Here is a 24,706-nt window from a genome sequence, read left to right as displayed (position 1 = left end):
ACGCCATGGTGCCTACCGCCCTTAGTCGCGACATGGTTCGCCGCATACCGGGTGCTCAACTGATCATCTACAACGACGCCGGCCACGGAGGCATCTTCCAGTACCACACCGACTTTGTGACCAGAGCTTTAGCGTTCCTCGCCAAGTGAACGTGCACTGTTTCTAGCTAACCCCATTCGCGCCACACGAGTACTCCGTCATGAAAGCCTTCACCATTGATCGCTACAGCAAGAACGCGCCAGGTCAAATCACCGAAATGCCAGAACCGCAATTGCGCGACGATGACGTGCTGATTCAGGTGCATGCCGCGAGCGTCAACCCGTTGGACAGCAAGATAAAAAGCGGCGAGTTCAAACTGATTTTGCCTTATCGCCTGCCCCTTATTCTGGGCAACGACATGGCCGGTACGGTGGTGCGGGTTGGCGCTAGCGTTCACCGGTTCAAGGCCGGTGACGAGGTTTACGCACGCGCAGACGATGGGCGCATTGGCACCTTTGCCGAGTACATTTCCGTCCGGGCGTCGTCATTGGCGCTTAAACCCAAGAACCTCACCATGGTCGAGGCCGCCGCCGTTCCCCTGGTGGCATTGACCGCCTGGCAAGTACTGGTCGAAACCGCCAAGCTGAAAAAGGGCCAGAAAGTGTTTATCCAAGCCGGCTCCGGCGGCGTGGGAAGTGTTGCCATCCAGCTAGCCAAGCATCTGGGTGCATTCGTGGCCACCACCACAAGTACAGCCAATGTCGACTGGGCAAAGGCACTGGGCGCGGACGTGGTCATTGATTACAAGAAGCAAGACTTCTCCAGCGTGCTGCATGACTACGACGTGGTACTGAACAGCCTCGGTAACGATGAGCTGAAAAAGTCCCTGCAGATTCTTAAACCGGGCGGGCACCTTATCTCCATCTCCGGACCGCCCACCCCAACGTTCGCCGACGCACGTGGCTTGGCCTGGCCGCTCAAGCAAGTGCTGCGCCTGCTGAGCGCCGGCATTAGAAACAAGGCCAAGAAACGTGGGGTCGACTACACATTCGTCTTTATGCGGGCCGACGGCGCGCAGTTACGCGAAATCACATCCCTTATCGAATCAGGCGCAATCCGCCCAATCGTCGACAAAGTATTCCCGTTTGCCGATACGCATAAAGCGCTGGACTGCGTAGACAGCGGGCGTGTCAAAGGCAAGGTCGTTGTACAAATGCTTTAACGGCTGCGCAAACCTCGCGGGCGTTGGATTTCTCTGGCCGGATTACCCGAAAGGATAAAGACAGGAATACAGCGTCCAGCGGCATTGGCGCCATCTATGCAGGCGGCTAAGCGTTTTTAGCAGAAGCGGCGTTGTTCTTCTGCAAGGGAAGGAACTAATAGCCTAGACCAGCTGCGTAGCCCGAACTTCAGCGACCGCTTCGATAACGCGCTGCGCCCAGTTTTCATCGTCGGGCCTTACTACCACCACACGAAATCCGTAGTCATTGCCTTCAATCTGCACGCCCTCGGAATCGTCGACATGCAAGTCGATGCCAAATGCCGGCGGAAATTTTGAGGGGGCGTTGGCGAAGCCATGTACGTTCAGCGCATGGCTATGGCGCACGCTGTTGACCACGCCGTCGACATGCACGCCGTACAGCATCAGCCAGCGGCGGATGTAGGACGGTGTGCGGCCCGATGAGGTGTACACCCAGATGCTGCAGCCTTGGCGCCGCAACTCGCGGGTTAGCCGGCGGGTACCAGTACGCAGCGGCTCGCCCAGCCAGCGATGCAGTGCCGCCGGAAGCCGGCTGTGCTCTTCTGCGGCGTGGTGCGGCTGGCAGGCCAAGGTGTCATCAACGTCAAACGAAATACGAATCTGCGGATGCAGAGACCCCTGCCCCGGCTTAAAGCGCTGAACGCTTTTGGACAGTTGACGGGTCAAGGTCTGGAATTTACTGAGCGTTGGATAAGCGCTCATTTCTGGCTTCCCTGATAAATCGGCGGTTGTTTGTCCCTCAGAAAAAACTCCGTTGGATTAGGAGACTGCTCTTCCAGAAAGGCGGCGTATTTTTTCTTGATTTTGGGTAATTCGTAAAGCGCTTTGACGCCATGTTTGGCGGAATTGCGGATCACCGATGACGGGTTGAAATAGCCTTCGGCATTGGCCAACGACAACACAAACGGCGGATGCCCGGCGCACATCAGCAAGTAACTGACTATCAGCGACCCCGTGCGGTTATTGCCCTCAAGGAACAACTGCGGGCGGCTGAGAATTCGCACATACACACCAGCGGCACGCTTCCACACGGACTCAGTGCGGTGTGCACTGTACCAGTTGAACAGGTCTTTAATGCCACCTTCGGTGTTGTTAAAGAAGTGTTTTTCGGTGGCGGCCAGGTGTTCCTTGGACTCCGCCCTCGCCGCCGGGTCGCGGCCACAGAGCACGGTGGCGTTGATCTCCAGCATCAGGTCAACCTGCTGTAGGTCAAACAGATCAACTCCTTGGGCCACGTAGTCATCAATCAAGGCGTAGCCATCGAGCACGTTTTGCAGCACTTCGTCGGTAAACGGATCACGCGGCTCGGTAAAGTACCTGCTCAGCTCGGTGAAACGCTGCTGCACGTCGCGCAGCGCGCATTCAATCGCAGGCAAATCAAGACGACGCTTTGCTGGCATTAGTAATCCTGAGAAGAGCGCTGGTAGACGGCAAAGCCAATGGATGCAGCGCGTGGCTGCACCCGGCCTTGACGGGCGATGGTTAGCTGAACTTGCCGCTGATGTAGTCGCTGGTCATTTGTTCGCGCGGATTGTCGAAGATCTGCGCCGTCGAGCCCATTTCCACCAGGTAGCCAGTGCGCGTGCCCTGGGAAATATCCACCGAGAAAAACGCGGTGGTATCCGCCACACGGATGGCCTGCTGCATGTTGTGGGTCACCAGGGCGATGGTGTAATCCTTCTTCAACTCCACCATCAATTCTTCAACACGCCGGGTCGCAATCGGGTCGAGTGCCGAGCACGGTTCATCGAGCAACAACACTTCCGGTTCAGTGGCGATAGCACGGGCGATGCACAGGCGTTGCTGCTGGCCGCCGGAGAGCGACAAGCCGCTGACCTTGAGTTTGTCCTTGACTTCGTCCCACAGCGCGGCACCTTGCAGAGCGTGCTTTACCCGGTCGCCGATATCGCCTTTGTAGCGATTCAAGCGCAGGCCAAAGGCCACGTTGTCGTAGATGCTCATCGAGAACGGATTGGGCTGTTGAAACACCATGCCGATGTAACGGCGCACCACCACCGGGTCTACGCCTTTGCCATACACATCCTGGCCAAGGAAGTGCACGTGGCCTTCAAAACGAAAGCCCGGCACCAGGTCATTCATACGGTTGAGGCTGCGCAGCACCGTGCTTTTGCCGCAGCCAGAAGGACCGATAAAACCCGTGATTTTGTTTTTTTCGATCGGCACATGGCTATCTCGCACAGCCATAAAGTTGCCGTAGAAAATCTTGTCCAGCTTGCAGTCCATAACCACAGGCGTTGGGGTATCAACCGCGTTGGTTTTTTGCGCAGATAATGCGTTCACGATTCAGATGCTCCCGCTCTCAAAACTTTGGCTTGCCGAAAATACGGCTGACGACGTTTACGACCAGGACGATCATCACCAGTACCAGTGAGGCCGCCCATGCGAGTTCAAGCTGATTGTCGAAAGGCATACCGGAGAAGTTGTAAATCAGCACGGCCAGCGAGGCCGTTGGATTCATCACCGCCAGGCTGCCTTCGTGGTAGATCCAGTAGTTGCTGAACAGCGCGGTAAACAGCAGCGGCGCGGTTTCGCCGGCAGCGCGTGCCACGGCCAACATCACGCCGGTGAGGATTGCCGGCAGGCCGGTGGGCAGGATGATTTTCCAGATCACTTGCGAGCGCGTGCAGCCCATGCCGTACGCGGCATCTTTCATGATTTTGGGCACCATGCGCATCGACTCTTCAGCCGTCAGCACCACGATCGGCAACATCAGCACCGCCAATGCCACGCCACCGGCAGGCGCCGAATAGGTGCCAGTGGTGACCACCACCAGCGCGTAGGCAAACACCCCGGCCAGAATCGACGGCAAGCCGGTGAGCATTTTCGCGGCGAAGCGTGCGGCGTTGGCCAGCTTGCTGGTGGGCCCCAGCTCAGCCAGGAAAATGGCCGCCATAATGCCGACCGGAACGGCAATGGCCGCCGCGATACCGACCATAACAAAGGTGCCCGCCATGGCATTACCAAAGCCGCCACCGGTCTCAAAACCGGTCGGCGGTAACTCGGTAAACACCTCCAGGCTAAGGCGTGCGCCACCTCGGGTAATCAGCATGTACAGCACGGAAAACAGCGGCACACTGGCCACCAGGGCAAACGCCCAAACCAGCGTGGTCAACACCAGGCTGCGCAGCGCACGGCCTTCAAAGGTGCGTTGCAGGCTGGGCAAGGCGACCTTCGGTGATGTCAGGTCATTCATTGTTTAACTCCCCGCTGGGCGTAGACCATGATCATCGAGCCGATAACGTTCACGATCAGGGTGATCAGCATCAGCATCAGCGCGGCGTACATCAGCACCTCGACCTCGTTGGGCCCGGCTTCCGGGAAGTTCAGCGCCAGCAATGCCGCCAGGGTGTTGGCCGGCGCGAACAGCGACAGGGTGATCTGGTTGGCGTTGCCCACCAGCATGGCCAGCGCCATGGTTTCACCCAACGCCCGACCAAGCCCCAGCACCAGTGAGCCGAAAATGCCGGTGGCAGCGGATGGCACCATCACCTTGAGAATGGCTTCCCAATGGGTTGTGCCCATGCCGTAGGCGGCCTGCTTGGTTTTCATTGGCACCGCTGTGAGGGCGTCCTGCGAAACGGCGGCAATGGTCGGCAAAATCATGATGGCCAGCACCAATGACGCCGGCAGCAGGCCGGGGCCGCTCAGGCTGGTGCCGAAAAATGGGATCCAACTGAACTCACTATTCAGCCACCCCGCCAACGGCCGAATCGCCGGAATCACCACGTAGATACCCCACAGGCCATACACCACGCTGGGAATGGCCGCGAGCAATTCAACAATGGTACGAAACACTGCCGCCAGCTTGGGCGGGAGGAAATCCTGGGTTAGAAAAATTGCCATGCTGACGCCGAACACACCGGCGATTAGCAACGCAATCAAGGCGCTGTAGAGCGTGCCCCAAATGGCCGGCAGAATGCCGTACTTGCCTTGGTTAACGTCCCATACACTGCCGAAAATAACGTCCAGGCCATGTTTTTCCATGCCTGGAATAGCCTTGCGGCCGACCTCGAATACGAGGGCAAACACCAGCGCAAGAATCAACACGACGCCTATGCGTGACAGCGCGCGAAACGTGCGATCAACCAATAAATCCTTCGCAGAAGGTGGTTTGCACGCGGAACCCGGGTTAACCGGTACAACAAAGGGTCTGATCATTGGCTACTTCCGGAACGTGAAGGCTGGCTCCCCGTTGAGGGGTAGCCCCGTTCGGCGCAGGCAAACAAGGCGCGCCGAACAAGGCGTGGCGAGCGTTACTGGATGTTGGCAGAAACTTTGCGAACCTGATCAACAACCGATTGTGGCAGCGGGATGTAGCCCATCGAATCGGCGATTTTTTGCCCTTCAGTCAGACCGTACTCGACCATTTCACGCATGGCCTTGGCCTTGGCTGGGTTTTCGTTGTGCTTGCGGAAAATCATCCAGGTGTAGGACGTGATCGGGTAGGACTTAGCACCATCCGGGTCCGGCAACCAGGCCACCAGGCTTTCCGGCATTTTCACCGCAGCCAGGGCTTCAGCACCGCTTTCGGCGTTGGGCACAACGTATTTGCCGGCTTTGTTTTGCAGTTCGGCGAAATCGACTTTGGCCAGTTTAGCGAAGCCATATTCGATGTAGCCGATAGCGCCTGGGGTCTGGCGCACGGTGGCGGTCACGCCATCGTTTTTAGGCGACTTGATGAACTTGTCGCTGGCCGGCCAGTTAACGGTGTTGCCCTCGCCCAGCTCTTTGTTGAAGTCGGCGTTGATTGCTGCCAGATGCTTGGTGAACACGGCAGTAGTACCGCTGGAGTCGGCGCGCACAACAACGGTGATTGGCAGATCAGGCAGCTTCAGTTCCGGGTTGGCAGCGGCAACCTGTGGGTCGTTCCACTTAGTGATCTTGCCTAGGAAGATATTCGAGTAAACGTCGCGCGGCAGTTTCAAACCTTTGGGGCTGCCCGGCAGGTTGTAAGCCAGCACGATTTCACCAGCAGTCATCGGCAGCAATTGCACGCCTTCGGCAACCTTGGCCATATCCTCTTCTTTCATTGCCGAGTCGCTGGCAGCGAAATCCACGGTCTTGTTCAGAAAATCCTGTACACCCGCACCACTGCCCTTGGACTGATAGTCCACGGTGACGCCAGCCGTTTTTTTGCTGAAATCTTTAAACCAGGTGAGGTAAATCGGTGCCGGGAAGCTGGCGCCAGAGCCTGTCAGGCGCACGCTCTCATCAGCAAACGACACGGACGTTGCGCAAAAAGACACCGCAACGGCGAGCACAGCGGACTTCATCAAACCTGTCATCGAAAGAACTCCATACAAGGGGTTGCGTTACTGTGCAGGAGGGTTGTGAAGGTTTGATGAACGCGGCATGGCAGACACGCCTAAACCCCTAGGGTGTGCTAGGCGCCCATTAACCGCTTCGCGGCTTTCGTGAACTGGCCGCGCAAACCCAAGGTTTACGGCGCCCAGCAAATAGACAAAATCCCGCACATCCCGCTACTGTCGGCGTCGATTTGCGCAGCTCCCCGCTCGCAACAAATGGACCGCTTGTTAGCGGGCGACACGGACCGTTAGCCGGCTCCTACACGGACGCTGGCCCACTGCATGGCAAATTCAGATGAACAAACGATTAACGCAGTTGCTCCATTTCATTCTGGTGACGCTACAAAGTGTTTTAAGCGTCGGTGCCGCTGCCTTTGCGGTGGTGATGCTGGCCGTGGCCATCGACGGGCCGCTGCAACCGTTCTTGGCCATGTTTGTAACTGCTTGGCTGGTCTTTTTCGCCGTCTGTGTTCACGAGGGTGGCCACTGGCTTGGTGCCCGCTTGGCCGGTATGCGGGTGCTGCAAGCCAAGGCCCTGGGCCTTGAAGTGTTGAAAATGCAGCGCGGCGTGCGCCTACGTTGGGCGCGCCGCGTTCCTGGGCAACCCTTCTCCGGTTATGTGCTTGCGGTGGGCCATCCGGGCCAGCCCATGCGCGAGCCAATGATGCTCTCTATTGCCATGGGCCCGGCACTCAACCTTATTGTTGCCGCCATCTTTTTTGTGGTTTTTGCCTTCATAAGATGGCCGCTTGCCGGTTGGCCGCTGACCTTCGCTGTCATCAACCTGGCCATGGGCCTGGCTAACCTGATTCCAACGTTTCAAAAGGGCCAACGTGATAAACCGCACAGCGACGGCGCCAAGTTAATCAGCTGGTGGCAGAAACCTGACGAGAGCAGCCCGGAGTTCGCCTTCCTGCGACTTATGACGCTTAGCGTGTCGGGCATACCCTCTGGCGAGGTACCGCTGGAAGAACTGCGGCAACTGGATGAGCTGCCCATGCCTATGCCGACCCTGAGCCTCGCCTATCGCCTTGAAGCTCGGCTGGTGGCGGGTGACTGGAACGGTGCCCTTAGCCTGGGCGATGACTTGGAAGGCATGATCGCCGCAGAGCCAAGCATGTTGGTCTCCTTGGCCACACACATTGCTGCCCTGCGGCGCCAACTGGAATTCTGCCGCGCGATTGCCCAGGGCGATGCCGGCACGCTAGCTGTACCGATCTTCAACCGTGACCTGAATTGGCATGCCCCAGCACTGGCGCCCTGCTGCCGCGCCCTCTGCGCTGCGCTGGCCGGCGATAGAGCCGGCATGGAGCAGGAGCTCGCAGCGGTTGAAAGCTTTGCCAGCAACTCGCAATGGCGCTCGTCGTATCTGATGTACCTGGCGCTGGCAGACCATATTCGCGCGGCGCGAGAGCGCTTTGCTGCAAACAACGCGATAACAGGCGAGCGCTTTTCGTAGGGTGTGCTGCGCGCACTAATGCGTTTGCAGGGCTATCGCCAGGTGCGCGCAGCACACTCTACGGAGCGCTTTGCGCAAGCCTTAGGTGTCACCCGCTGTATAAGCAGCCCTCAAAGAATATCGTCCACCACCCCACCATCAACCCGCAGTGCCGCGCCGCTGGTGGCAGAGGCCTGGGTGGAGCAGATGTAGACGACCATATTGGCCACTTCATCGACTGTGGCCGCCCGTTGAATCAATGAGGTCGGGCGATGGGTCATGACGAAGTCGGCAGCCACCGCCTCAATGGTTTTGCCTGAGCGAGCGCGCTCGCCTTCGAGCATATCGGCCAAGCCATCCGAGAGGGTCGGCCCCGGCAGCACGCTGTTCACCGTGACGCCGCTACCGGCCACGCGTTTGGCCAGGCCACGGGACAACGCCAGTTGTGCGGTTTTGGTCACGCCGTAATGCACCATGTCAGCCGGGATGTTGCGCGCCGATTCGGAGGAGATAAACACCACCCTGCCCCAGCCTTTTTTCACCATGGCCGGTACCAGTTCGCGGCTTAGGCGTACGCCAGACATAACGTTGGTTTGCCAATAGTCTTCCCAGCAGGCGTCGTCGGTGGCAAAGAAATCCACCAGGCCATAGATGCCGGCGTTGTTGACCAGAATATCGACGGCGGGCAGTGCTGCTGTAAGTACGCCAACACCGGCAGCGTCGCCGAGGTCCGCAGCAATGCCGCTCAGGGAGGCTTGCGGCACCGCCTGGCGCAGGCGCGCCAGGGCTTTTTCTACCGAGCTGTCGCTGCGGCCGTTGAGGATTACCGTGGCGCCGGTAAGTGCCAGGCCGTGGGCAATGGCATAGCCGATGCCGCCGGTGGAGGCGGTAACTAGGGCGGTCTTGCCGGAAAGATTGATGTGCATGGCGTGCTCCCCTCTAAAGCCGGGTTTGCCCGGCAGGTTAGTTTGGTCGCTGCAAAGCGTAGTAGCCCAAAGGTGTGCCTGCCTGTTAACCGGCAATCAAAAAACCCGTCGGTAACCCCAGCTGCCGAGCGCGCACAATCCTTTCAGCGCGGCTTCAGGTAATAACCCACCGCCACCAGGTAGTGGCCGGTTTTAGCCAGTAACGCGTGTTTGTCTTCGACCTTGCCGGTTACCGGGTTTTCCAGCGGTAGTCGTAACCGCCAGACGTCTGTTTGCCCATCAGCGCCAGAATCGGCGCGCCCACGGGTTTGCCTTGCGGATCGTCAATCGTGCTGAAGTCCACACCTAGCAGGCGCAGGTTGTAGCCATGGGCGACATAGCGGCGGGTGTTGAGGTCGATGACAAACACATACAAGTCGTCCTCACGAAATGGTGCGGACAGTTCGTTGATGGCTTTGAAGCTGGCGACTGGGTCTTTGCCAATGGCCGCCACGCTTCTGTCCAGCAGGGCCTGCGTTTGTTCCGGGGTGGCGCGCGGTACGTATTCACCCACAGCAATAATTCGCTCGCCTACGCGCTGATAGAACACGCGCTTGCGCTCTACCCGGCCATCAGCCCAATTTTTCCAGCGGTACTCGGCGCTTTGCACGCCGTCATGCGCTTGGGTGCTGAGCGCTTGTTGAAACGCGCTGCGCAGTTCCGGCGCCAGTACGTTGGAAACGTTGCGCCCAATCAGCACCGCCGAAGGGCCACCGCTAGCGAGCATGGTGCCGTGGGTGTCGACGACAAACACATAGCGCTGGCCATCGATAAATTCGCCTTGGCGGCTGAAGGCGGCAAACGCCGCATCACCCTGGGTGCGGTAATACTGCACGGCGTTGTCGAGCAGTTTGCGCGTCTGCTCGGAGGGCTCGGCAGCAGAGGGCTCGGCAGCGGGCGCTGGGTAAACCGGCTGAGCCACTGCCAGCAGAGTTAGCAGGCTGCACAGCAGCGTTCGAAATATGGCCATGGCGCGTGTCTCCGGGCCGCGCCAAGGGCACGGCCGAGGTGCTGCTAGTCGTTGAAAATCGCCACGGCGCGGACAAAACCGGCGGATGCGTGTTTGATCTTGTAGGGAAAGCAGGACACCACAAAACCGTGATCCGGCAGGCTCTCCAGGTTGGCCAGTTTTTCCATCTGGCCGTAGCCGATATCGCGCCCGGCCTTGTGCCCTTCCCAGATAATTGAGGCATCGCCACTTTCGGCAAAACGCTCACGGGTGTATTTGAATGGCGCATCCCAGCTCCAGGCGTCGGTGCCGACCACCCGCACGCCGCGCTCCAGCAGATACAGCGTTGCCTCGCGGCCCATGCCTACGCCGGCTTCGAGATAACCAGGTTGACCAAACAGCGCACCGGCGCGGGTATTCACCAGCACGATATCCAGCGGCTGCAGGCTGTGGCCAATACGCGCCAGTTCGGCTTCCACTTGCGCGGCCGTTACCACGTGGCCATCGGGCAGGTGGCGGAAGTCCAGCTTCACGCCGGCTTGCAGGCACCAGTCCAACGGTAGTTCATCGATGCCAAACGCCGGCTTGCCGCCGTCGGTGGTCGAGGCGTAATGCCACGGCGCGTCCATATGGGTGCCGCTGTGGGTGGTGATGTGCAAACGCTCAGCGGCCCAGCTCTCGTTGCCGGGCATTTGCGCCAGCTCAAGGCCAGGAAACATGGCGGCCATTTCCGGCCAGCCTTGTTGGTGGTCCATGTAGTCGATTTTCGGCAGCAAGGGCGGCGGGTCGGTATAGGGGTTGTTGTCCAGAGTCACCGATAGATCAACCAGGCGGCGGGTGGATTTTTTGGCAGTGAGATCAGCGGCGTGCGACATGGGCAGGCGCTCCAGGTAAGGATTGGGGCCGCAACGCGGCAGGCGTCAGGGCGTTGCGGATAAGGGCAGCGGCGTTGCCGTCGTGGCTAAACCCCATGGCGCGCGCCTGGGGCGTTTTTAGCGGTGGCAGGCGACCGAATAAGGCTTCCAGATGCTCGTCGGCGGCGTAGCGGATCAGGCCTCGGCGCTCTTCGCCGTAGGCGCTCGCCAAGGCGTCTACCACCTGGGCGACGGACAGGTGCAGCACCGGCAGTTGCCAGACCCGCTGGGCATCCAGCGCGCTGCTGTCCAGCTCGGCCGCGCGAATCAGGTTGTGGACGCAGCAGCGCGCCGACATCCACCAACAGGTGGCCTCGGGCGACACCGGGCAGCAATAGCTTTCGCCAGCAGCAAAGGCCCGCAGCAGGTCGCTCATAAACGCCGAGCGCAGGCCATTGGGTTCACGCGGCCGGGCGACGATGCCAGGCAGGCGCAGCACACGGCCGTCCACTTCGCCACGCCGCGCCAAGTCGCTGACCACCGTTTCCACCATGGCCTTGTGCGTGCCGTAGGACAGCTGCGGATTCAGCTCGGCGCCCTCGCTCATACGCGCCGGCAGATCACCGCCATACACCGCGACGCTGCTGGCATACACCAGCACCGGCGGTTGGGCCTTATTACGCAGCTGATGCTCAGCAGAGCGGCAGGCCCGGGCTATTTGGCCTGGGCTATTTCGCTTTTGATCAGGTCGTAGAGTGGCTGGGCGCCGAACTCCGGCAGCGGCTTACCGTTGACGAAAAATGTCGGCGTGCCGCTGACCCCTACCGCCTTGGCATCCGCTGCATCTTGGGCCAATACCGCGTCGATTTTGCCCGACTTAATATCCTCGCGGGCCTGCTTAACATCCAGCCCCGCCGCCTCGGCAGCCTCCCAGGCTTTAACCACTTGCGGGTCGTCATGCCAGGCCGGTTGCGCGGCCAATACGGCTTCGAGAACCTGGGGAAAGACCCCCTGTTTGCGCGACGCTTCCAGCAAGCGCACCGCTTGCTCGGAACCGGCATGCAGCAACACATAGCGCAAGACCAAGCGAATGCTGCCTGGGTTCTTCGCCATCATGTCCTTAACGATGGGGTAGAACGCCCGGCAGCTCTCGCAGGACGGATCAAAAAACTCCACCAGCGTCACCGGCGCGTCAGCCGGGCCAAAGGTTGGCGAGTGGAAACGCACCAGGTTGCTGGCGGTCTGTGGCGTCGCTTGCGGTACAGGTTTTTCTAGCGTGGCCTGGTAGAAATAAGCCGCAGCGGCAAAGCCAACGATGGCGAGAATAACGATGGAAAGTACGGTGGCGCGTCTGCTCATGGCAGGAGTCTCCGGCGAATAAGGGTGAGAAGAACGATGATCAGGGTGAACACACCCAGCGAAAGAAGCGGCAACGGCAGGCCGCCGAGAATGGTCATAGCGGCGCCCGAACAGGACGGGCCGACGCCGCAGGGTTTGAGGCTTTCAGCGATCAGGCCGGTATAGAGCAGGCTGTGGTACAGCGCGATCAGCCAGCCCACAACCGCAACGGGCAAGCCATAACGCCACACGCTGAAATCGGCCAGGTAACAAGCAACGCCCAGAATCACCACTAACGGGAACATAAAGGCGCGTTGAAACCAGCACAGCACGCAAGGCGCCTGGCCCATCACTTCGCCAACAAACAACACCGCGACGGTCGAGATAAGCGCCAGCAGCCAGGCCGTCAGCAGTAACCACCAGGCATTGCGTGGCGGCGGTGAAGTTTCAGCAGGCATGGGCAACTACCTCCAGCTGGGCGGCAGCACCTGGCGCGCAGAGCAACAGCAAGGCCAAACACAAAAGGCACAGCGAAAACCGTCGTTGCGGACGTGAAACAGCAACGTCCGCCGCTCGTGAGGCGTGCGTAGACATAGGGAATTCCTGAATGGTTGAGTCCGAGCCCCAAAGGGCGATGTCAGGTCAGCAACCACGCCCGCGGCGGGCGTTTAATCAGGTAGATGGGCGATGGCGCCAGGGCGAATGGCGCGGCGTCTCGGCGCAGGGCTTTGTGCACCGGCGAGGCCGCAGAGAGTGCCGCGATCAGGTGAGGAACGTCGTGGTGATGGTCGCCCAGGTGCGAGGCATGAATAGGCTCGACACCGGCGTCCAACTGCACATGCTCTGCCAGCTCACAGGTGAGCATTACCGCACCTGTCGCTTGCGCAGCCGTGTGCGCAGCCCAGACCGTTAAAACGGCCAGCACCAGGGCAAACAACAACAGCGCAGGTTGGGTTTTACCGAACATGTGGGGTCTTCATGAGCAGCAGCGCGGCATTATCACCATGTAGGCGCAAAGCGCCAAGCCTGGGTGTGGCCCAGCAGCCCTTCACTGGCGCGACCTCGCCCTAGCGGTTGGCGCTGCCCTTCCCTGCTGCGCGCAAGGTAATCAGCGTGATCTCTGACGGTTTTCCTAGGCGCAGCGGAAAGCCGTTCCACAGGCCTGTGCCGTTGCTGACGTACAGCTGCATGCCATCGACTTGGTATAGCCCCGACACATAGCCGTCGTTAGCCAGTTGGGTTAGCCAGTGCAGCCCCAGTACTTGGCCGCCGTGGGTATGCCCGGAGAGTTGCAGGTCGGCGCCAGCGCGGGCGTTATCTTCGGCACCGGGCGGGCGGTGGCTAAGCAGTACCACCGTGGTTTCCGGCGCAACGCCGGCTAGCGCTTGGTTGACGTCGGGCAGCGGCTGGCCAAAACGCGCGGCTACCGAGTCGGTGATACCGGCCAGCACAAAGCTGGCGTTGCCGCGGGTAATGGTCACGTGCTCGTTGAGCAGCAGGCGCAAGCCAAGGCTATTTAGGTGGGCCAACCACTGTTGGTATTGCGCGTAGTACTCGTGGTTGCCAGGAATGGCGTAAACCCCCAGCTTCGCCCGCAGGGCACGTAGTGGTTCCACGTCGTTGCGGCGCGCAGCAACCGTGCCGTCCAGGAGGTCACCGGTAATCACGGTCAAATCCGGGGCCAGGGCATTGGTTTTGCCGACCACGGCTTCCATCCACGGCCGTTGCAGCAGGCGACTTGCATGCAAGTCCGTAAGTTGCACCAGACGAAAACCATCCAGCTCAGCCGGGAGCTGGGCCAGTTCGATTTCAATACTGCGCACATCTGGCACCCGCACCGCTTGCCACACGCCAACAGCGGACAGCAGCAACGCGGCAATGCCGATGCTCGCCCGCGGCGCTAAGCGCGTGAGCAGCGCCCGCCCCGCAGGCTTTGAAAACAGATAAGCGATGGCGCCAACCAGGTCGAGAATCAGCAGTAGGCAAGCGGCAAGAACCACCGCGCCAAATGCCCCGCCCAGCACCATCAGGACTGCCGCCGGCAGCTCCGGCGAGGCCATTGAGCCGAAGTACGTACGCGTCACTAAGTGGTACTCGCAACTGAACAGCACCACGATGCCAAGTGCCCACTTCACGGATGCCGGCCAGCGCAGGCGCCACACCAACCGCCAGATTACATAGAGGGCCATTAGCCCGGTGATCACATGGAACACGGTGCTGTTGTCTCGTTCAGCTAGAGGAAGAGCAGACGGTACTTGATGGCGCCGTCTGCTTACACGCCAGAGTTATGGCTGAATGTGAACGTCGCCGAGAACGCGCAATTCTGCACCCGGTATTGCAATAGCGGCGGACAACCGCGATCATTTGATAATAATTGTCATCTGCAAGCCTATCGCATGCCGTATCTGCTCGATAACCCCTCGCTCGCCACTCGCAATCGCGTGCTGCATCAGCTGTTTGGCGATCACCATGGCTGGCTGGTCCAGCGCCTGCGCGCGCGTTTGGGCTGTAGTCATGACGCTGCCGATATGGCCGCCGAAACCTTCGCGCAGGTGGTGGCGCAGCGTGATCCGCAGGGCATTGTCGAACCGCGGGCCATGCTGACTACCATCGCCAAGCGCCTGATTTATGCCAGTTGGCGGCGGCGCGACCTGGAGCGCGCGTATCTAGAAGCGCTGGCGCAACAACCTCTGGGTTATGAACCGTCGGCGGAGGAACAGGTGCAGGCTCTGCAAGCGCTGAGCGCCCTCGACCGTATGCTGGACGGCCTTTCGCCAATCGGCCGCAGCGCCTTTTTGTACAGTCAATTGGATAACCTTACCTACGCCGAAATCGGTGCCCGTTTGGGCATCTCCGCGCCGCGCGTGCACCAGTACGTGGTCAAGGCATTGGGCCTTTGTTATATGGCGTTGGAGCAACCATGAGCGTGGCGCAATTGCCGCCAGCGGTGGCCGAGGCCATTGAGTGGCTGGCGTTGCAACGCTCCGGCAGCATGAGTGACGACCAACGCCAGCACTTCCAACGGTGGCTGGGCCAAAACGCCGACAACCAAGTGGCCTGGCACCGTCTGCAACAGCGGCTCGGGCAGGCGTTCGCCGACGTGCCCGCGCAGTCCCATCACGTGTTAAGCACCCGCCCCCGCAGCCGCCGTCAGTTACTGCGTGGAGCGCTGGCCGTGGCTGGGGTGGGCGCCGGAGGCTGGTGGCTACAGCGCGCGGGCCTGTTGCCGTTAATGGGCAGCGATCTGCAAACCGGCTTTGCCCAGCGGCGACCGTTTGCTCTGCAGGACGGCAGCCAAGTGGTGCTTAACGCGCAAAGCCGTGTCGACATCGCCTTCAGTGCCGAGCAACGCACGCTGTTTCTGCGCGAGGGTGCGCTGAGCATTCAGGTCGCCGCGGATGCACAGCGCCCGCTGGTGGTCGTGACGGCGTTTGGACAAGCGCGTGCGTTGGGCACCCGTTTTACCGTCACCCTGCGCGACAACGGCGCCGACATCTGGGTACAGGAGTCGCGTGTACAGGCTACCGCCGCCAACGGTGCCGGCCTTGAACTTGGCAGCGGCCAGGGCGCGCAGGTTACTCATGCGGGCATTCGGCAACTCGATCCACGGCATGCCAGCGAAGGCAGCTGGGAAGACGGTTTTCTCGAAGTTCACGACCAGGCGCTCGGCACCATCATCGACGCTTTACGTCCTTACCAGCGCGGCATTTTGCGCATCAGCCCGGACGCGGCCGCGCTTCGCGTCTCGGGCGTGTTCCCCCTCGACAACAGCGCCCAAGCCCTGCGTTCGCTGGCAGAAACCTTGCCGATTCGTGTCGAGCAACGCTTCGGCTGGTGGACCCAACTGAGCCTGCGCTAATTATTTTTTTGCCTGCCCCTTAATAACAGAGCCACTCGCGTCACATAGCTGGCATCGACTACCCACCGGGAACGCTGCCCATGCTCCACACACGCCGTTTCAACCTGACGCCGCTGGCCCTGGCCTTTACCCTGAGTGCCGCCCCACACCTGGTTTACGCCGCCAGCGAGGCGAGCAGCCAAGCGCAACTGCTCAGCTTCGACCTGCCGGCTGGCCCGCTGGATGCCACCCTCACTGCTATCGCCCGGCAGAGTGGGCGCACCATCGTTTTTAGCGCCCCGCTCACCCGTGGCCTAAACACACCGGCGCTACGCGGCCAATTAAGTACCGAACAGGCGCTGCGCCAGGCCTTGCAAGGGATGCCGCTGCAACTCAACGTCACGCCCAGCGGCGCGCTGAGTATCGAACCGCTGGCTGACGGCGCGTTGCAGCTGTCTGAAACCACGGTGTCCGGCGTTGTCAGTGGGCAAGACGCCTGGGGCCCGGCCCACAGCAAGGTCGCCACGCGCAGTGCGACCATGAGCAAAACCGACACGCCGTTGCTGGAAATCCCGCAGTCGGTGTCGGTCATCACCCGTGAAGAACTGGTGTCGCGCCAGCACGACAGCCTCGCCGACGTGCTCAATTACACCGCTGGAGTGGTTAGCCAGCCCAATGGCTACAGCCGCGTGGCCGACGACTACCGCCTGCGTGGTTTTGATATCGGCCCGCGCACCGGCAGCGTGCTGCGCGATGGCATGAAGATGCAAAGCACGCAATTTGAAGGCGGCCAGGAACCCTATGGTCTGGAACGTGTGGAAGTGCTCAAAGGCGCCTCGTCGGTGCTCTACGGCCAGCTCGCACCCGGCGGCTTGATCAACACCACCAGCAAACGGCCAACGCTCGACCCGCTGCACGAACTCAACCTGGAATACGGCAATCATCAGCGCCGGCAAATTTCCACTGATCACAGTGGCGCGCTGGATGACGAAGGCCGTTTCAGCTACCGCCTTACCGCACTGCTGCGCGACAGCGGCACCCAGTACGACGAGATCGATGACGACAAGCAGTACATCGCCCCGGCGCTGACCTGGCAGATGGACGACGATACCCGCCTGACCCTGCTGGCCAGCCACCAACGCACGCAAACCACGTTAACGCCACCGATCCGCTACGACCTCACCACCTTCAGCAATACGCCGGGCTATAAAGTGCCCTACGACCTGTTCCCCGGTGAACCGCAATACGACGACTACGATGGCACCCTGGAAACCTTCGGCTATCTGCTGGAAAGCCGCTTGAGTGACAACCTGCTGTTGCGCCATGCCACGCGGTATTTCGAGTCGCGCACTGACTACGACTACATCACCCTCAACAACAGCCGCGTCACCGGGCCGAATCTGGCCAACCTGACACGCAGCTACAACTCGCGCGAAGACATCGCCACCGGCTGGACCAGCGACAGCAACCTGACCTTCAACCTCGACCACGGCGACTGGCAGCACACCGTGCTTGGCGGCCTCGACTACTACCGCAAAACCTATGACAGCCACCGTAACAGTGGCAGCGCCCCGCCCTTGAATCTGGCCGACCCGGTCTACGGCAACCTGCCCAGGGTAAACACTGCCGTCGACAGCGGCTCCGACCTGCACAGCACCCAGGTCGGCCTGTACCTGCAAGAACAGGCCAAGTTCGATGAACGCTGGGTGGCGCTGGTCGGCGTGCGCCAAGACTGGGCCGAGAACCGTACCCGCAATTACCGCAATGACTCGCGCAGCACGGTTACCGACAACAAAACCACCGGCCGCGTAGGCCTGGTCTATCTGGTCGGCAATGGTCTGGCGCCCTATATCAGCTACAGCCAATCGTTCTTGCCGTCTGCCGGCACCGACAGCAGCGGCAACACCTTTGAACCCACCGAGGGTGAACAATACGAAATCGGCATTCGCTACCAGCCCGAAGACCGCGAACTGCTGATCAGCGCGGCGGTGTACCAACTCACGCAAAAGAACGTGCTGACCTCTATTCCCGGCTCCGACTTCGACGAGCAGACCGGCAAGGAACGCAGCACCGGGTTTGAACTGGAAACCAAAGCTCAACTGAGCGCAAACCTGGCGCTCAACGCCACCTACGCCTACACCGACGCGCACATCATTGCCGACAACGACAAAACCCTCGAAGGCGCGCGCATTGAAGGCACGCCCTACCACAGCGCCGCGTTGTGGCTGGACTATCGCCTGAGCCTGCTGGGGCTGGAGCGCGTTACGGTCGGCGGCGGTGCCCGCTACAACGGCACCACCCACACCGTACCGAGCATCAGCGACCGCAAGATTCCCGCCTACACCCTTTTCGACGCGCGGGTTACCTACGAAGTGGACGACAACTGGCAGGTCAGCGCCCGCGCGCAAAACCTCGCCAACGAGCGCTACCTGTATTGCGCCAACTCCTGCCGCTACGGCGACGAGCGCAGCGTCGTCGGTTCGGTCAGCTACAACTGGTAGCCCTGCACGCGCCGCACCCTAGCACATCTGAGCTATAGAGCTCTGGCCCCTGCGCCGCTAGGGTGCGGGCCTCGGGGCAGCCGACTGCGCGGCCTTTCACAGGTGTTAACAGGGAGTTTCAATATGCCATTGCTTACCAGGATGTTTTCCGCCGGCCTGCTCGTCGCGTGCGTCATCAGCCACGCGGCAGCGGAATCGGTCGATGAAATTTTCCGCACGCAAGACAGCAACGGCGATAACGCGCTTTCCGTGAACGAAGCGCGGGCAGCGGCGCCGGCGGGGTTTCGCAACATCGACCGTGGCGCCAAGGGGTTTATTTCGGTCGAAGATATTGCGGCCTATACAGTGGCTGGCAGCAGCACTGAAATGGCCTGGCCGGCCGAGGCGTTAGCGGCGGTGGCGAAAGGTACGTTGCAGATGTGGGATGGCAATCACGACGGCAAGGTTTCCGAGCAGGAGTACACCGAGGCGGCGATTGCTTTTTTGTTGCTGGCGGACAAAGACGGCGACCGCCAGGTAACCCGTGAAGAGCTGCTGCTGTTTCGTGGCGAGGCGGTTAAACCTTAAGGGGTTGAGTTAGGCGTACTGCTGCAGCTCGCTGATGTGTTTGGCCTGGGTGATGGAGACTTCGCTGGGCAGTGCGACGGCGTTCTTGGCGGCCAGCACTTCGGCCATCACGCTGACGGCAATCTCCGGCGGCGTTTTGCTGCCGATGTAAATGCCGATCGGCCCATGCAGGCGCTGTAGCGATTGCTCCGTCTCACCAAAATGCTCAATCAGGCGATTGCGGCGGTTCTGGCTGTTGCGCCGCGAGCCGATGGCACCGATGTAAAACGCCGGGCCTTGCAGGGCTTCCAGTAAGGCCAGGTCGTCGAGTTTGGGGTCGTGACTAAGGGCGATGATGCAGGTGCGCAAGTCCGGCGCAAAAGCGCGCACCACGTCGTCGGGCATGTTCTGAATGCGGGTTACCCCTGGCACGCTCCAGGTTTCCAGGTACTGCGGACGTGGATCGCAGATGGTCACTTGAAAACCATTGAACTGCGCCATCACCGCCAAGTATTCAGCCAACGCCCCGGCACCGATCAACAACATGCGATAGCCCGGGCCCAGGGTCGTGCTCATGCGCTGGCCATCGAAGTTAAATTGCGCCGGCGTGGCTGTGCTTTGCAGAGTGACCAGACCCGTTGCCAGATCCAGCTGGCGCTGCACCAGCTCTCCAGCGTCGAGGCGCACTAACAACTGCTCCAGCGCCGGCAACGCCGGCAGGTATTCCAGCACCAATTCCAGCGTGCCGCCGCACGGCAAACCGAAGCGATGGGCTTCGTCTGCACTGACGCCATAGCGCACCACCTCGGGCAAACGCTCGGGTAAACCAGCGGCGCCATAGGCCGTGGTGTAGCGATGGATAAGGTCGTCTTCAATGCAGCCGCCAGAGACGCTGCCCACCACGCGCCCATCGTTACGCAGCGCCATCATCGAACCCACCGGCCGCGGTGACGAGCCCCAAGTCTGTGCCACGCTGACCAGCAGCACGCGCTCCCCCGCCGCCAGCCAATCGCGGGCCGTGCGCAGCACCAACAGATCAATACTTTCCATCAGCCCTCCAGCGGCCTAGCGCATATGCAACACAATGGGCGTTGGGCTGGCCGGGTCGGTGTGCGCGCGCAGTTTGCCAACCGCCTGCGCATCCACCTCACCGCCGCGGTTGCCCCAGGTGGTGCGGATAAACGACAGCACCTCGGCGATTTCTGCGTCCGACAGTTGCTCACGCAAAGCCGGCATGCGGTACGCATCCGGAACGCCAGCGGCCACCACGCGTAACGAACCGTTAAGGGTGATGTTAATCGCCGAGTCTGGCGCAGCCACCAGCGCTGAGGTGGCCCCTGCCAGCGGCGGTATCCATGGTGCTTGGCCCTTGCCATCCAACCCATGGCAGGAGGCGCAGCGTGTTTCGTAGAGGTGCCCACCGGCACTGCTAAATGCCGCCGCATCGGCGTCCTGGTACTGCCAAGGCGCACCATCGCGCTGCGGGTCACCGGGCAACGATTTCAGGTAACGCGCGATCGCGGCCAGGTCGGCATCAGTCATAAATTGCGTGGAGTTGTTGAAGGCTTCAGTCATAGAACCAAAGACCACGGCATGCTGATTTCGTCCGGTTTTTAGAAACTCGGCGACTTCCGCTTCGCTCCAACGCCCCAACCCGCTATTGGGGTCGTTGCGCAAGCTGGGCGCATACCAGCCATCCAACAGGGCGCCGGCCAGATATTGCTCACCGGACTCGCTCAAGGCTTTTTCGTTGAATGCCAACCCGCGCGGCGTATGGCAACTGCCGCAGTGGCCAGCACCTTGAACCAGATACGCGCCACGGTTCCACACCGCGTCTTGCGCTGTTTGCGCAACAAACGCCACAGGTTCGGTGAACAGGGCATTCCACAGCGCAATCGGCCAACGCATATTCAACGGCCAAGGGATTTCACTCGGCGTATTGCCCACCTCAGCGGGGCTCACGCCCTGCATAAAAAACGCATACAGGGCGCGCACATCGTCGTCGCTAAGCTTGGCGTAAGACGGATACGGCATAGCCGGATAAAGCCTGCGGCCTTCTGGCGCAACGCCATGGCGTACGGCGCGGTCGAAGTCGGCCAGGCTGTAGCCGCCAATACCGTGCTTAGCATCCGGGGTGATGTTGGTGGCGTAGATCGCCCCCAATGGCGTGGCCATTTTCAGCCCACCAGCGAAGGCACGACCTTCCGGCAAGCTATGACAGGCCACACAGTCACTGGCCCGCGCCACATACTCGCCGCGCTGGATCAACGCCGCATCGGGCGCAGCGGCGCTGGTTGTTTGCTGCAATGCCGAAGCCGGCACCCGTGTGCCGTACCAGACCAGGATGACCGCCAGCACAAGACCGACGATCACCAGCATGCCGGCCGCCTTTGCGAAATTCCGTTTACTCATGCGCAGTTCTTCCCGTCAGACCGGTTGGCTAAAGGTGTAGCTAGACATCGGCATACTGCGGATACGCTGGCCGGTCAGCCTGGCCACCGCATTGGCCACCGCCGGCGCCACAGCTGGCAGCGGCGGTTCACCGATGCCGCCCATCTTCGCCCCGCTCTCGATCACCTTGACGTGCACCCGTGCCATGCGCGACGGCGGCAGGATCGGGTACAAATCGAAGTTACGCGCCCGCGGCTTGCCGTCGACGTACACCGCCTCCTCCACCAAGGCCTGGGACAAGCCCAGAGCTACTGCACCATTGACCTGCGCCTCGACAATCGCCGGGTTAACGATGCTGCCCGGGTCGATGGCCTGCCAAATGTCGTGCACCTTGATCTGGCCCTTTTCAATCGACACCTCAGCGATCACCGCCGTCTCGGTGCCAAATGGCGAGGCCATGGCCACACCCCGCGCCCGTTTGGAGCCATCCTCCGCCGTAAACGGACCGCGCTTCCACCCCCCGGACAATTCGCCCACGGCCTGCAACAACGTGGTTAAGCGCTGATTGCCCTGCAACAAGTGCAGACGCAGTTCAAACGGGTCATGCCCGCCTTTGTCGGCCAGCTCATCAAGGAACGCTTCGTAGAAAAAGTCGTTAAGCGAATTGCCCACCGAGCGCCAGTAACCGAGCATCACCGGGCCTTTGACATAGATCTGCGCGATACGCCGATTGGCAATTCCATAGGCCTTACCGGTCAGCCCCTCAATGGCCGTTGGATCAAGCTCAGCACCTTGTTTACCGGCCAGGGCTTCGGTCGGCCCTTCGGTGGCGCTCACCGCTTCGATAGCCACGGGCAAGCCTTTGCTATCCAACGCGGCGCGGAACTTCACCACCGCCATGGGCCGCAGGGCGTCACGCAAAAACTCTTCCTCGCGGGTCCAGATCAGCTTGATCGGGCGGCCGACCGCCTTGGCCAACTCAATAGCCTGCGGGTACGGGTTGGCGGTTTCATAGAGAAAATGCCGGCCGAAAAAACCACCGAGCAGCGGTGTATGCAGGGTGATCTTGGCCGGGTCCATGTTGGCGCGTTTGGCGATATCGGCGAGGAACATGTCCTGCGCCTGATTGGGCAACCAAATCTCCAGCGTGCCATCGGCATTAAACCGCGCCAACGCCGATGGCGGTTCGAGCTGCGCGTGGTTGACGTATTGGTTGTGGTACGTGGCTTCGACCTGAGTTGGCGCCGCTGCCAGGGTGCCGGCGAAGTCACCTTCTTTCTCGGCATCACGTCCCGGCCCTGGCGTATCGGCCAGGTGCTGACGATAGGCGGCCGTGGAAAAGTCGGCGGGCATCACCCGCAGCGGTGAATCGGCAGCCGGCTCCTGCCACTGCACCTGGATGGCTTCAACCGCGCGCTTGGCATGCCACCAGCGCTCGGCTACCACGGCCACGGCACCTGGCAAACGGTGAATCGAGTGCACACCTTTCATGGCCTTGACCTGCGCCTCGTTGCGCAGCTCGCCCACCGTCATACCCAGGCGCGGCGCATGTTGCACCGCCGCATGCAGCATGCCTTCCACTTGCATATCAATGCTGTACAGCGCCTTGCCGGTGGACTTGTCGTAGGCGTCCAGACGGCGCACCGGCTTGCCGATCCAGCGGAATTGGCTGGGGTCGCGCAATTTGACGCTGTTGATATCGGGAACGGCCAGGTCGAGGGCCAGGCCAGCCAATTCGCCGTAGCTTAGCGAGCGGCCGGAAGCCACATGCAGCACGCGGCCAGGCTCGGTGGTCAGCTCGGCCACCGGTACATTCAGCCGGGCGCTGGCGGCCTGCAGCAACATGGCGCGGGCCAGGGCGCCGAGGCGGCGCATGGTCGGGTAACTCATGCGCACCGACATACTGCCGCCGGTAATGCGCAGGCCATTCTCCATCACCACATAGGCCTCGCCGGGCGGCGCACTCTCGACCACAAAGGTCGAAGGGTCGGCGTCCAACTCTTCGCCAACGATCTGCGCCATCGCCGTGTAGGTGCCCTGCCCGCCTTCAATAAACGGGCATAGCAGGCGGATGCTGTTGTCCGGGCGAATCTCCAGAAACGCGCTCACTTGCGTGCCCTGCGCTTGACGATCGGCGGCCATGGCCTGCATACGTGCCGAACCCAACGGCACGCCAAAACCCAGCACCAAGGCGCCCACCGCCGTACCGGCAGAAGCGACTAAAAAGCGCCGCCGCGACAGGTTGATCGGCGCACCCAGGGCAGTATCAATAGGTGTGCTCATCAGACCTTCTCCCCGGCCAGCTCGTGCACGGCCGCATTGATAGCGTTGTAGGTGCCGCAGCGACACAGATTGACCATCGCCGCGTTGATCTGCGCATCGCTGGGTTTTGCGTGTTGCTTAAGCAACGCGGTCGCCGCCATCACCTGGCCGGACTGGCAATAACCGCACTGCGCCACCTGGTGCTCAACCCAGGCCGTCACCACGCGCTTGCCCACCTCATCGCTTTCAATCGCCTCAATGGTGGTCACCTCACGGCCAACCACCGCGGCTACCGGCATCACACACGAGCGCACCACGTTGCCATCGACCAGCACGGAACAGGCGCCGCACTGGGCCAAACCGCAGCCGTACTTAGTGCCGGTGAGCCCCAGGTCATCGCGGATGACCCACAACAGCGGCGTGTCAGCCTCAGCGTCGACCTGGTAGGTTTTTTGGTTAATTCGCAGCTCCATGACTCACCCGCTATCACGATGGTTAGTATTTTTTCGCAGCACAGGCAATCGAGTGCCGGGCCATTCGCTTTAGGACAGTAGCACTGGCAAATCGAGCGCAGCGACAATCGGGCCAAATAGCCGTTATTAGCCACGCTCATCAATCAACCGCCGTGCTAGACGCATAGCTTTGCCGACATCATCGGTGCACTGGGGCATTTTTGGTTAGCGCGATTCTCCACCTGGCTTGCCTAATCCTGTCGAATGCTTACCGCGTGCGTTACGTTGCAACGCTCAGCGAAAGCGCAACGATCCGACTCCCACAAACCAGCCGCGTAAAAAAGGGGACCGCAAAGTCCCCTTCCTCTCAGGCCCAACTAATGGGTTTTATGGCTTACTCGCCCTGCCCCTGCTTGGCAGCCTTGACCAAGGCCTTAGCCATTTCGCTAAGGGTTTGCACAATGGCAGACTCGAACGTTTTGTCGGTAAAGGCATCTGCAGCGGCGAGCTTTTCGACGTAGAGCATCAGGTGGGCGGCGCGTTCCAGGGCTTCTTCAATGGGTACGCCGGCGTTAACGGAAAACAGCGGTGCGCTGTCCATTTGG

General features: G+C 60.9%; 24 protein-coding genes and 2 pseudogenes. 7 read left to right on the top strand and 19 right to left on the bottom strand.

Going from position 1 to position 24,706, the window contains the following annotated elements:
- Together AAAB16_RS15990 and AAAB16_RS15985 are read left to right on the top strand one after the other, a co-directional pair.
- On the top strand, positions 1-149 hold a 149-nt coding region (locus AAAB16_RS15990; RefSeq protein WP_369335446.1), incomplete at its 5' end, for an alpha/beta fold hydrolase.
- 50 nt (positions 150-199) lie between these two features.
- The gene (locus AAAB16_RS15985; RefSeq protein ID WP_340664210.1) at positions 200-1,201 is read left to right on the top strand and encodes an NADP-dependent oxidoreductase; all 1,002 of its coding nucleotides are present in this window, start codon (positions 200-202) and stop codon (positions 1,199-1,201) included.
- Between the two features lie 162 nt (positions 1,202-1,363).
- On the opposite strand, the gene AAAB16_RS15980 is transcribed toward AAAB16_RS15985, so the two are convergent.
- From AAAB16_RS15980 to pstS, 6 genes are all read right to left on the bottom strand, one after another.
- Positions 1,364-1,942: a hypothetical protein gene (locus AAAB16_RS15980; RefSeq protein ID WP_340664209.1), complete on the bottom strand. Its 579-nt coding sequence runs from the start codon at positions 1,940-1,942 to the stop codon at positions 1,364-1,366.
- Positions 1,939-2,640, bottom strand: coding sequence for a hypothetical protein (locus AAAB16_RS15975; RefSeq protein WP_340664208.1), 702 nt, complete (start codon positions 2,638-2,640; stop codon positions 1,939-1,941). The genes AAAB16_RS15980 and AAAB16_RS15975 overlap by 4 nt, the downstream gene beginning before the upstream one ends.
- A gap of 82 nt (positions 2,641-2,722) precedes the next feature.
- A complete protein-coding gene (gene pstB, locus AAAB16_RS15970; RefSeq protein ID WP_110614291.1) occupies positions 2,723-3,484 on the bottom strand; it encodes a phosphate ABC transporter ATP-binding protein PstB in 762 nt (253 codons plus the stop codon).
- Positions 3,485-3,560: 76 nt separating this feature from the next.
- Complete coding sequence (pstA, locus tag AAAB16_RS15965; RefSeq protein ID WP_110613856.1) at positions 3,561-4,454, bottom strand: phosphate ABC transporter permease PstA; 894 nt, start codon at positions 4,452-4,454, stop codon at positions 3,561-3,563.
- Complete coding sequence (gene pstC, locus AAAB16_RS15960; protein ID WP_340664207.1) at positions 4,451-5,419, bottom strand: phosphate ABC transporter permease subunit PstC; 969 nt, start codon at positions 5,417-5,419, stop codon at positions 4,451-4,453. The genes pstA and pstC overlap by 4 nt, the downstream gene beginning before the upstream one ends.
- Before the next feature lie 95 nt (positions 5,420-5,514).
- The gene (gene pstS / locus AAAB16_RS15955) at positions 5,515-6,546 is read right to left on the bottom strand and encodes a phosphate ABC transporter substrate-binding protein PstS (RefSeq protein ID WP_340664206.1); all 1,032 of its coding nucleotides are present in this window, start codon (positions 6,544-6,546) and stop codon (positions 5,515-5,517) included.
- 316 nt (positions 6,547-6,862) lie between these two features.
- Between pstS and AAAB16_RS15950 the strand changes: the two genes are divergently transcribed.
- Positions 6,863-8,026 carry a site-2 protease family protein gene (locus AAAB16_RS15950; protein WP_340664205.1) on the top strand — a complete coding sequence of 388 codons (1,164 nt, stop codon included), beginning with the start codon at positions 6,863-6,865 and terminating at the stop codon, positions 8,024-8,026.
- Positions 8,027-8,136: 110 nt separating this feature from the next.
- Here the strand turns inward: AAAB16_RS15950 and AAAB16_RS15945 are convergent, their stop codons facing one another.
- The 8 genes and pseudogenes from AAAB16_RS15945 to AAAB16_RS15910 form a co-directional block, all read right to left on the bottom strand.
- Positions 8,137-8,931 carry an SDR family oxidoreductase gene (locus tag AAAB16_RS15945; RefSeq protein WP_340664204.1) on the bottom strand — a complete coding sequence of 265 codons (795 nt, stop codon included), beginning with the start codon at positions 8,929-8,931 and terminating at the stop codon, positions 8,137-8,139.
- A 143-nt stretch (positions 8,932-9,074) separates the two neighbouring features.
- Positions 9,075-9,940: pseudogene (locus AAAB16_RS15940) on the bottom strand (cache domain-containing protein).
- A 44-nt stretch (positions 9,941-9,984) separates the two neighbouring features.
- The gene (locus AAAB16_RS15935) at positions 9,985-10,794 is read right to left on the bottom strand and encodes a cyclase family protein (RefSeq protein ID WP_340664203.1); all 810 of its coding nucleotides are present in this window, start codon (positions 10,792-10,794) and stop codon (positions 9,985-9,987) included.
- Positions 10,778-11,461: pseudogene (locus tag AAAB16_RS15930) on the bottom strand (NAD-dependent epimerase/dehydratase family protein); the annotation flags it as partial. The gene AAAB16_RS15935 and the pseudogene AAAB16_RS15930, both read right to left, overlap by 17 nt.
- Before the next feature lie 26 nt (positions 11,462-11,487).
- A complete protein-coding gene (locus AAAB16_RS15925; protein ID WP_340664202.1) occupies positions 11,488-12,132 on the bottom strand; it encodes a thioredoxin domain-containing protein in 645 nt (214 codons plus the stop codon).
- Complete coding sequence (locus AAAB16_RS15920; protein ID WP_340664201.1) at positions 12,129-12,569, bottom strand: disulfide bond formation protein B; 441 nt, start codon at positions 12,567-12,569, stop codon at positions 12,129-12,131. Before AAAB16_RS15920 ends, AAAB16_RS15925 begins: the two co-directional genes overlap by 4 nt.
- A gap of 179 nt (positions 12,570-12,748) precedes the next feature.
- Complete coding sequence (locus AAAB16_RS15915) at positions 12,749-13,078, bottom strand: hypothetical protein (protein ID WP_340664200.1); 330 nt, start codon at positions 13,076-13,078, stop codon at positions 12,749-12,751.
- A gap of 100 nt (positions 13,079-13,178) precedes the next feature.
- On the bottom strand, positions 13,179-14,324 hold the full coding sequence (locus AAAB16_RS15910) for a metallophosphoesterase (protein WP_340664199.1): 1,146 nt from the start codon (positions 14,322-14,324) through the stop codon (positions 13,179-13,181).
- Between the two features lie 183 nt (positions 14,325-14,507).
- On the opposite strand from AAAB16_RS15910, the gene AAAB16_RS15905 reads away from it, so the two are divergent.
- From AAAB16_RS15905 to AAAB16_RS15890, 4 genes are all read left to right on the top strand, one after another.
- Positions 14,508-15,035 (top strand): sigma-70 family RNA polymerase sigma factor, encoded by a 528-nt coding sequence (locus AAAB16_RS15905; RefSeq protein ID WP_110613880.1) that lies wholly within the window; start codon positions 14,508-14,510, stop codon positions 15,033-15,035.
- Positions 15,032-15,970, top strand: a complete 939-nt coding sequence (locus AAAB16_RS15900) for a FecR domain-containing protein (protein ID WP_340664198.1) — start codon at positions 15,032-15,034, stop codon at positions 15,968-15,970. The genes AAAB16_RS15905 and AAAB16_RS15900 overlap by 4 nt, the downstream gene beginning before the upstream one ends.
- 80 nt (positions 15,971-16,050) lie before the next feature.
- Positions 16,051-18,450 (top strand): TonB-dependent siderophore receptor, encoded by a 2,400-nt coding sequence (locus AAAB16_RS15895; protein ID WP_340664197.1) that lies wholly within the window; start codon positions 16,051-16,053, stop codon positions 18,448-18,450.
- Positions 18,451-18,573: 123 nt separating this feature from the next.
- Positions 18,574-19,017 (top strand): hypothetical protein, encoded by a 444-nt coding sequence (locus AAAB16_RS15890; RefSeq protein WP_340664196.1) that lies wholly within the window; start codon positions 18,574-18,576, stop codon positions 19,015-19,017.
- A 9-nt stretch (positions 19,018-19,026) separates the two neighbouring features.
- Here the strand turns inward: AAAB16_RS15890 and AAAB16_RS15885 are convergent, their stop codons facing one another.
- The 5 genes from AAAB16_RS15885 to AAAB16_RS15865 form a co-directional block, all read right to left on the bottom strand.
- A complete protein-coding gene (locus tag AAAB16_RS15885) occupies positions 19,027-20,046 on the bottom strand; it encodes an XdhC family protein (RefSeq protein WP_340664195.1) in 1,020 nt (339 codons plus the stop codon).
- 15 nt (positions 20,047-20,061) lie between these two features.
- Complete coding sequence (locus tag AAAB16_RS15880; protein ID WP_340664194.1) at positions 20,062-21,408, bottom strand: cytochrome c; 1,347 nt, start codon at positions 21,406-21,408, stop codon at positions 20,062-20,064.
- 15 nt (positions 21,409-21,423) lie between these two features.
- The gene (locus tag AAAB16_RS15875; RefSeq protein WP_340664193.1) at positions 21,424-23,670 is read right to left on the bottom strand and encodes a xanthine dehydrogenase family protein molybdopterin-binding subunit; all 2,247 of its coding nucleotides are present in this window, start codon (positions 23,668-23,670) and stop codon (positions 21,424-21,426) included.
- Positions 23,670-24,122, bottom strand: a complete 453-nt coding sequence (locus AAAB16_RS15870) for a (2Fe-2S)-binding protein (RefSeq protein WP_340664192.1) — start codon at positions 24,120-24,122, stop codon at positions 23,670-23,672. The genes AAAB16_RS15875 and AAAB16_RS15870 overlap by 1 nt, the downstream gene beginning before the upstream one ends.
- A gap of 373 nt (positions 24,123-24,495) precedes the next feature.
- The coding region (locus AAAB16_RS15865; protein ID WP_340664191.1) for a DUF3077 domain-containing protein at positions 24,496-24,706 on the bottom strand (211 nt) is incomplete at its 5' end.

Source organism: Pseudomonas sp., assembly GCF_037994325.1.
Lineage (GTDB): Bacteria > Pseudomonadota > Gammaproteobacteria > Pseudomonadales > Pseudomonadaceae > Aquipseudomonas.
This window is presented reverse-complemented; position numbering and strand designations above follow the sequence as displayed.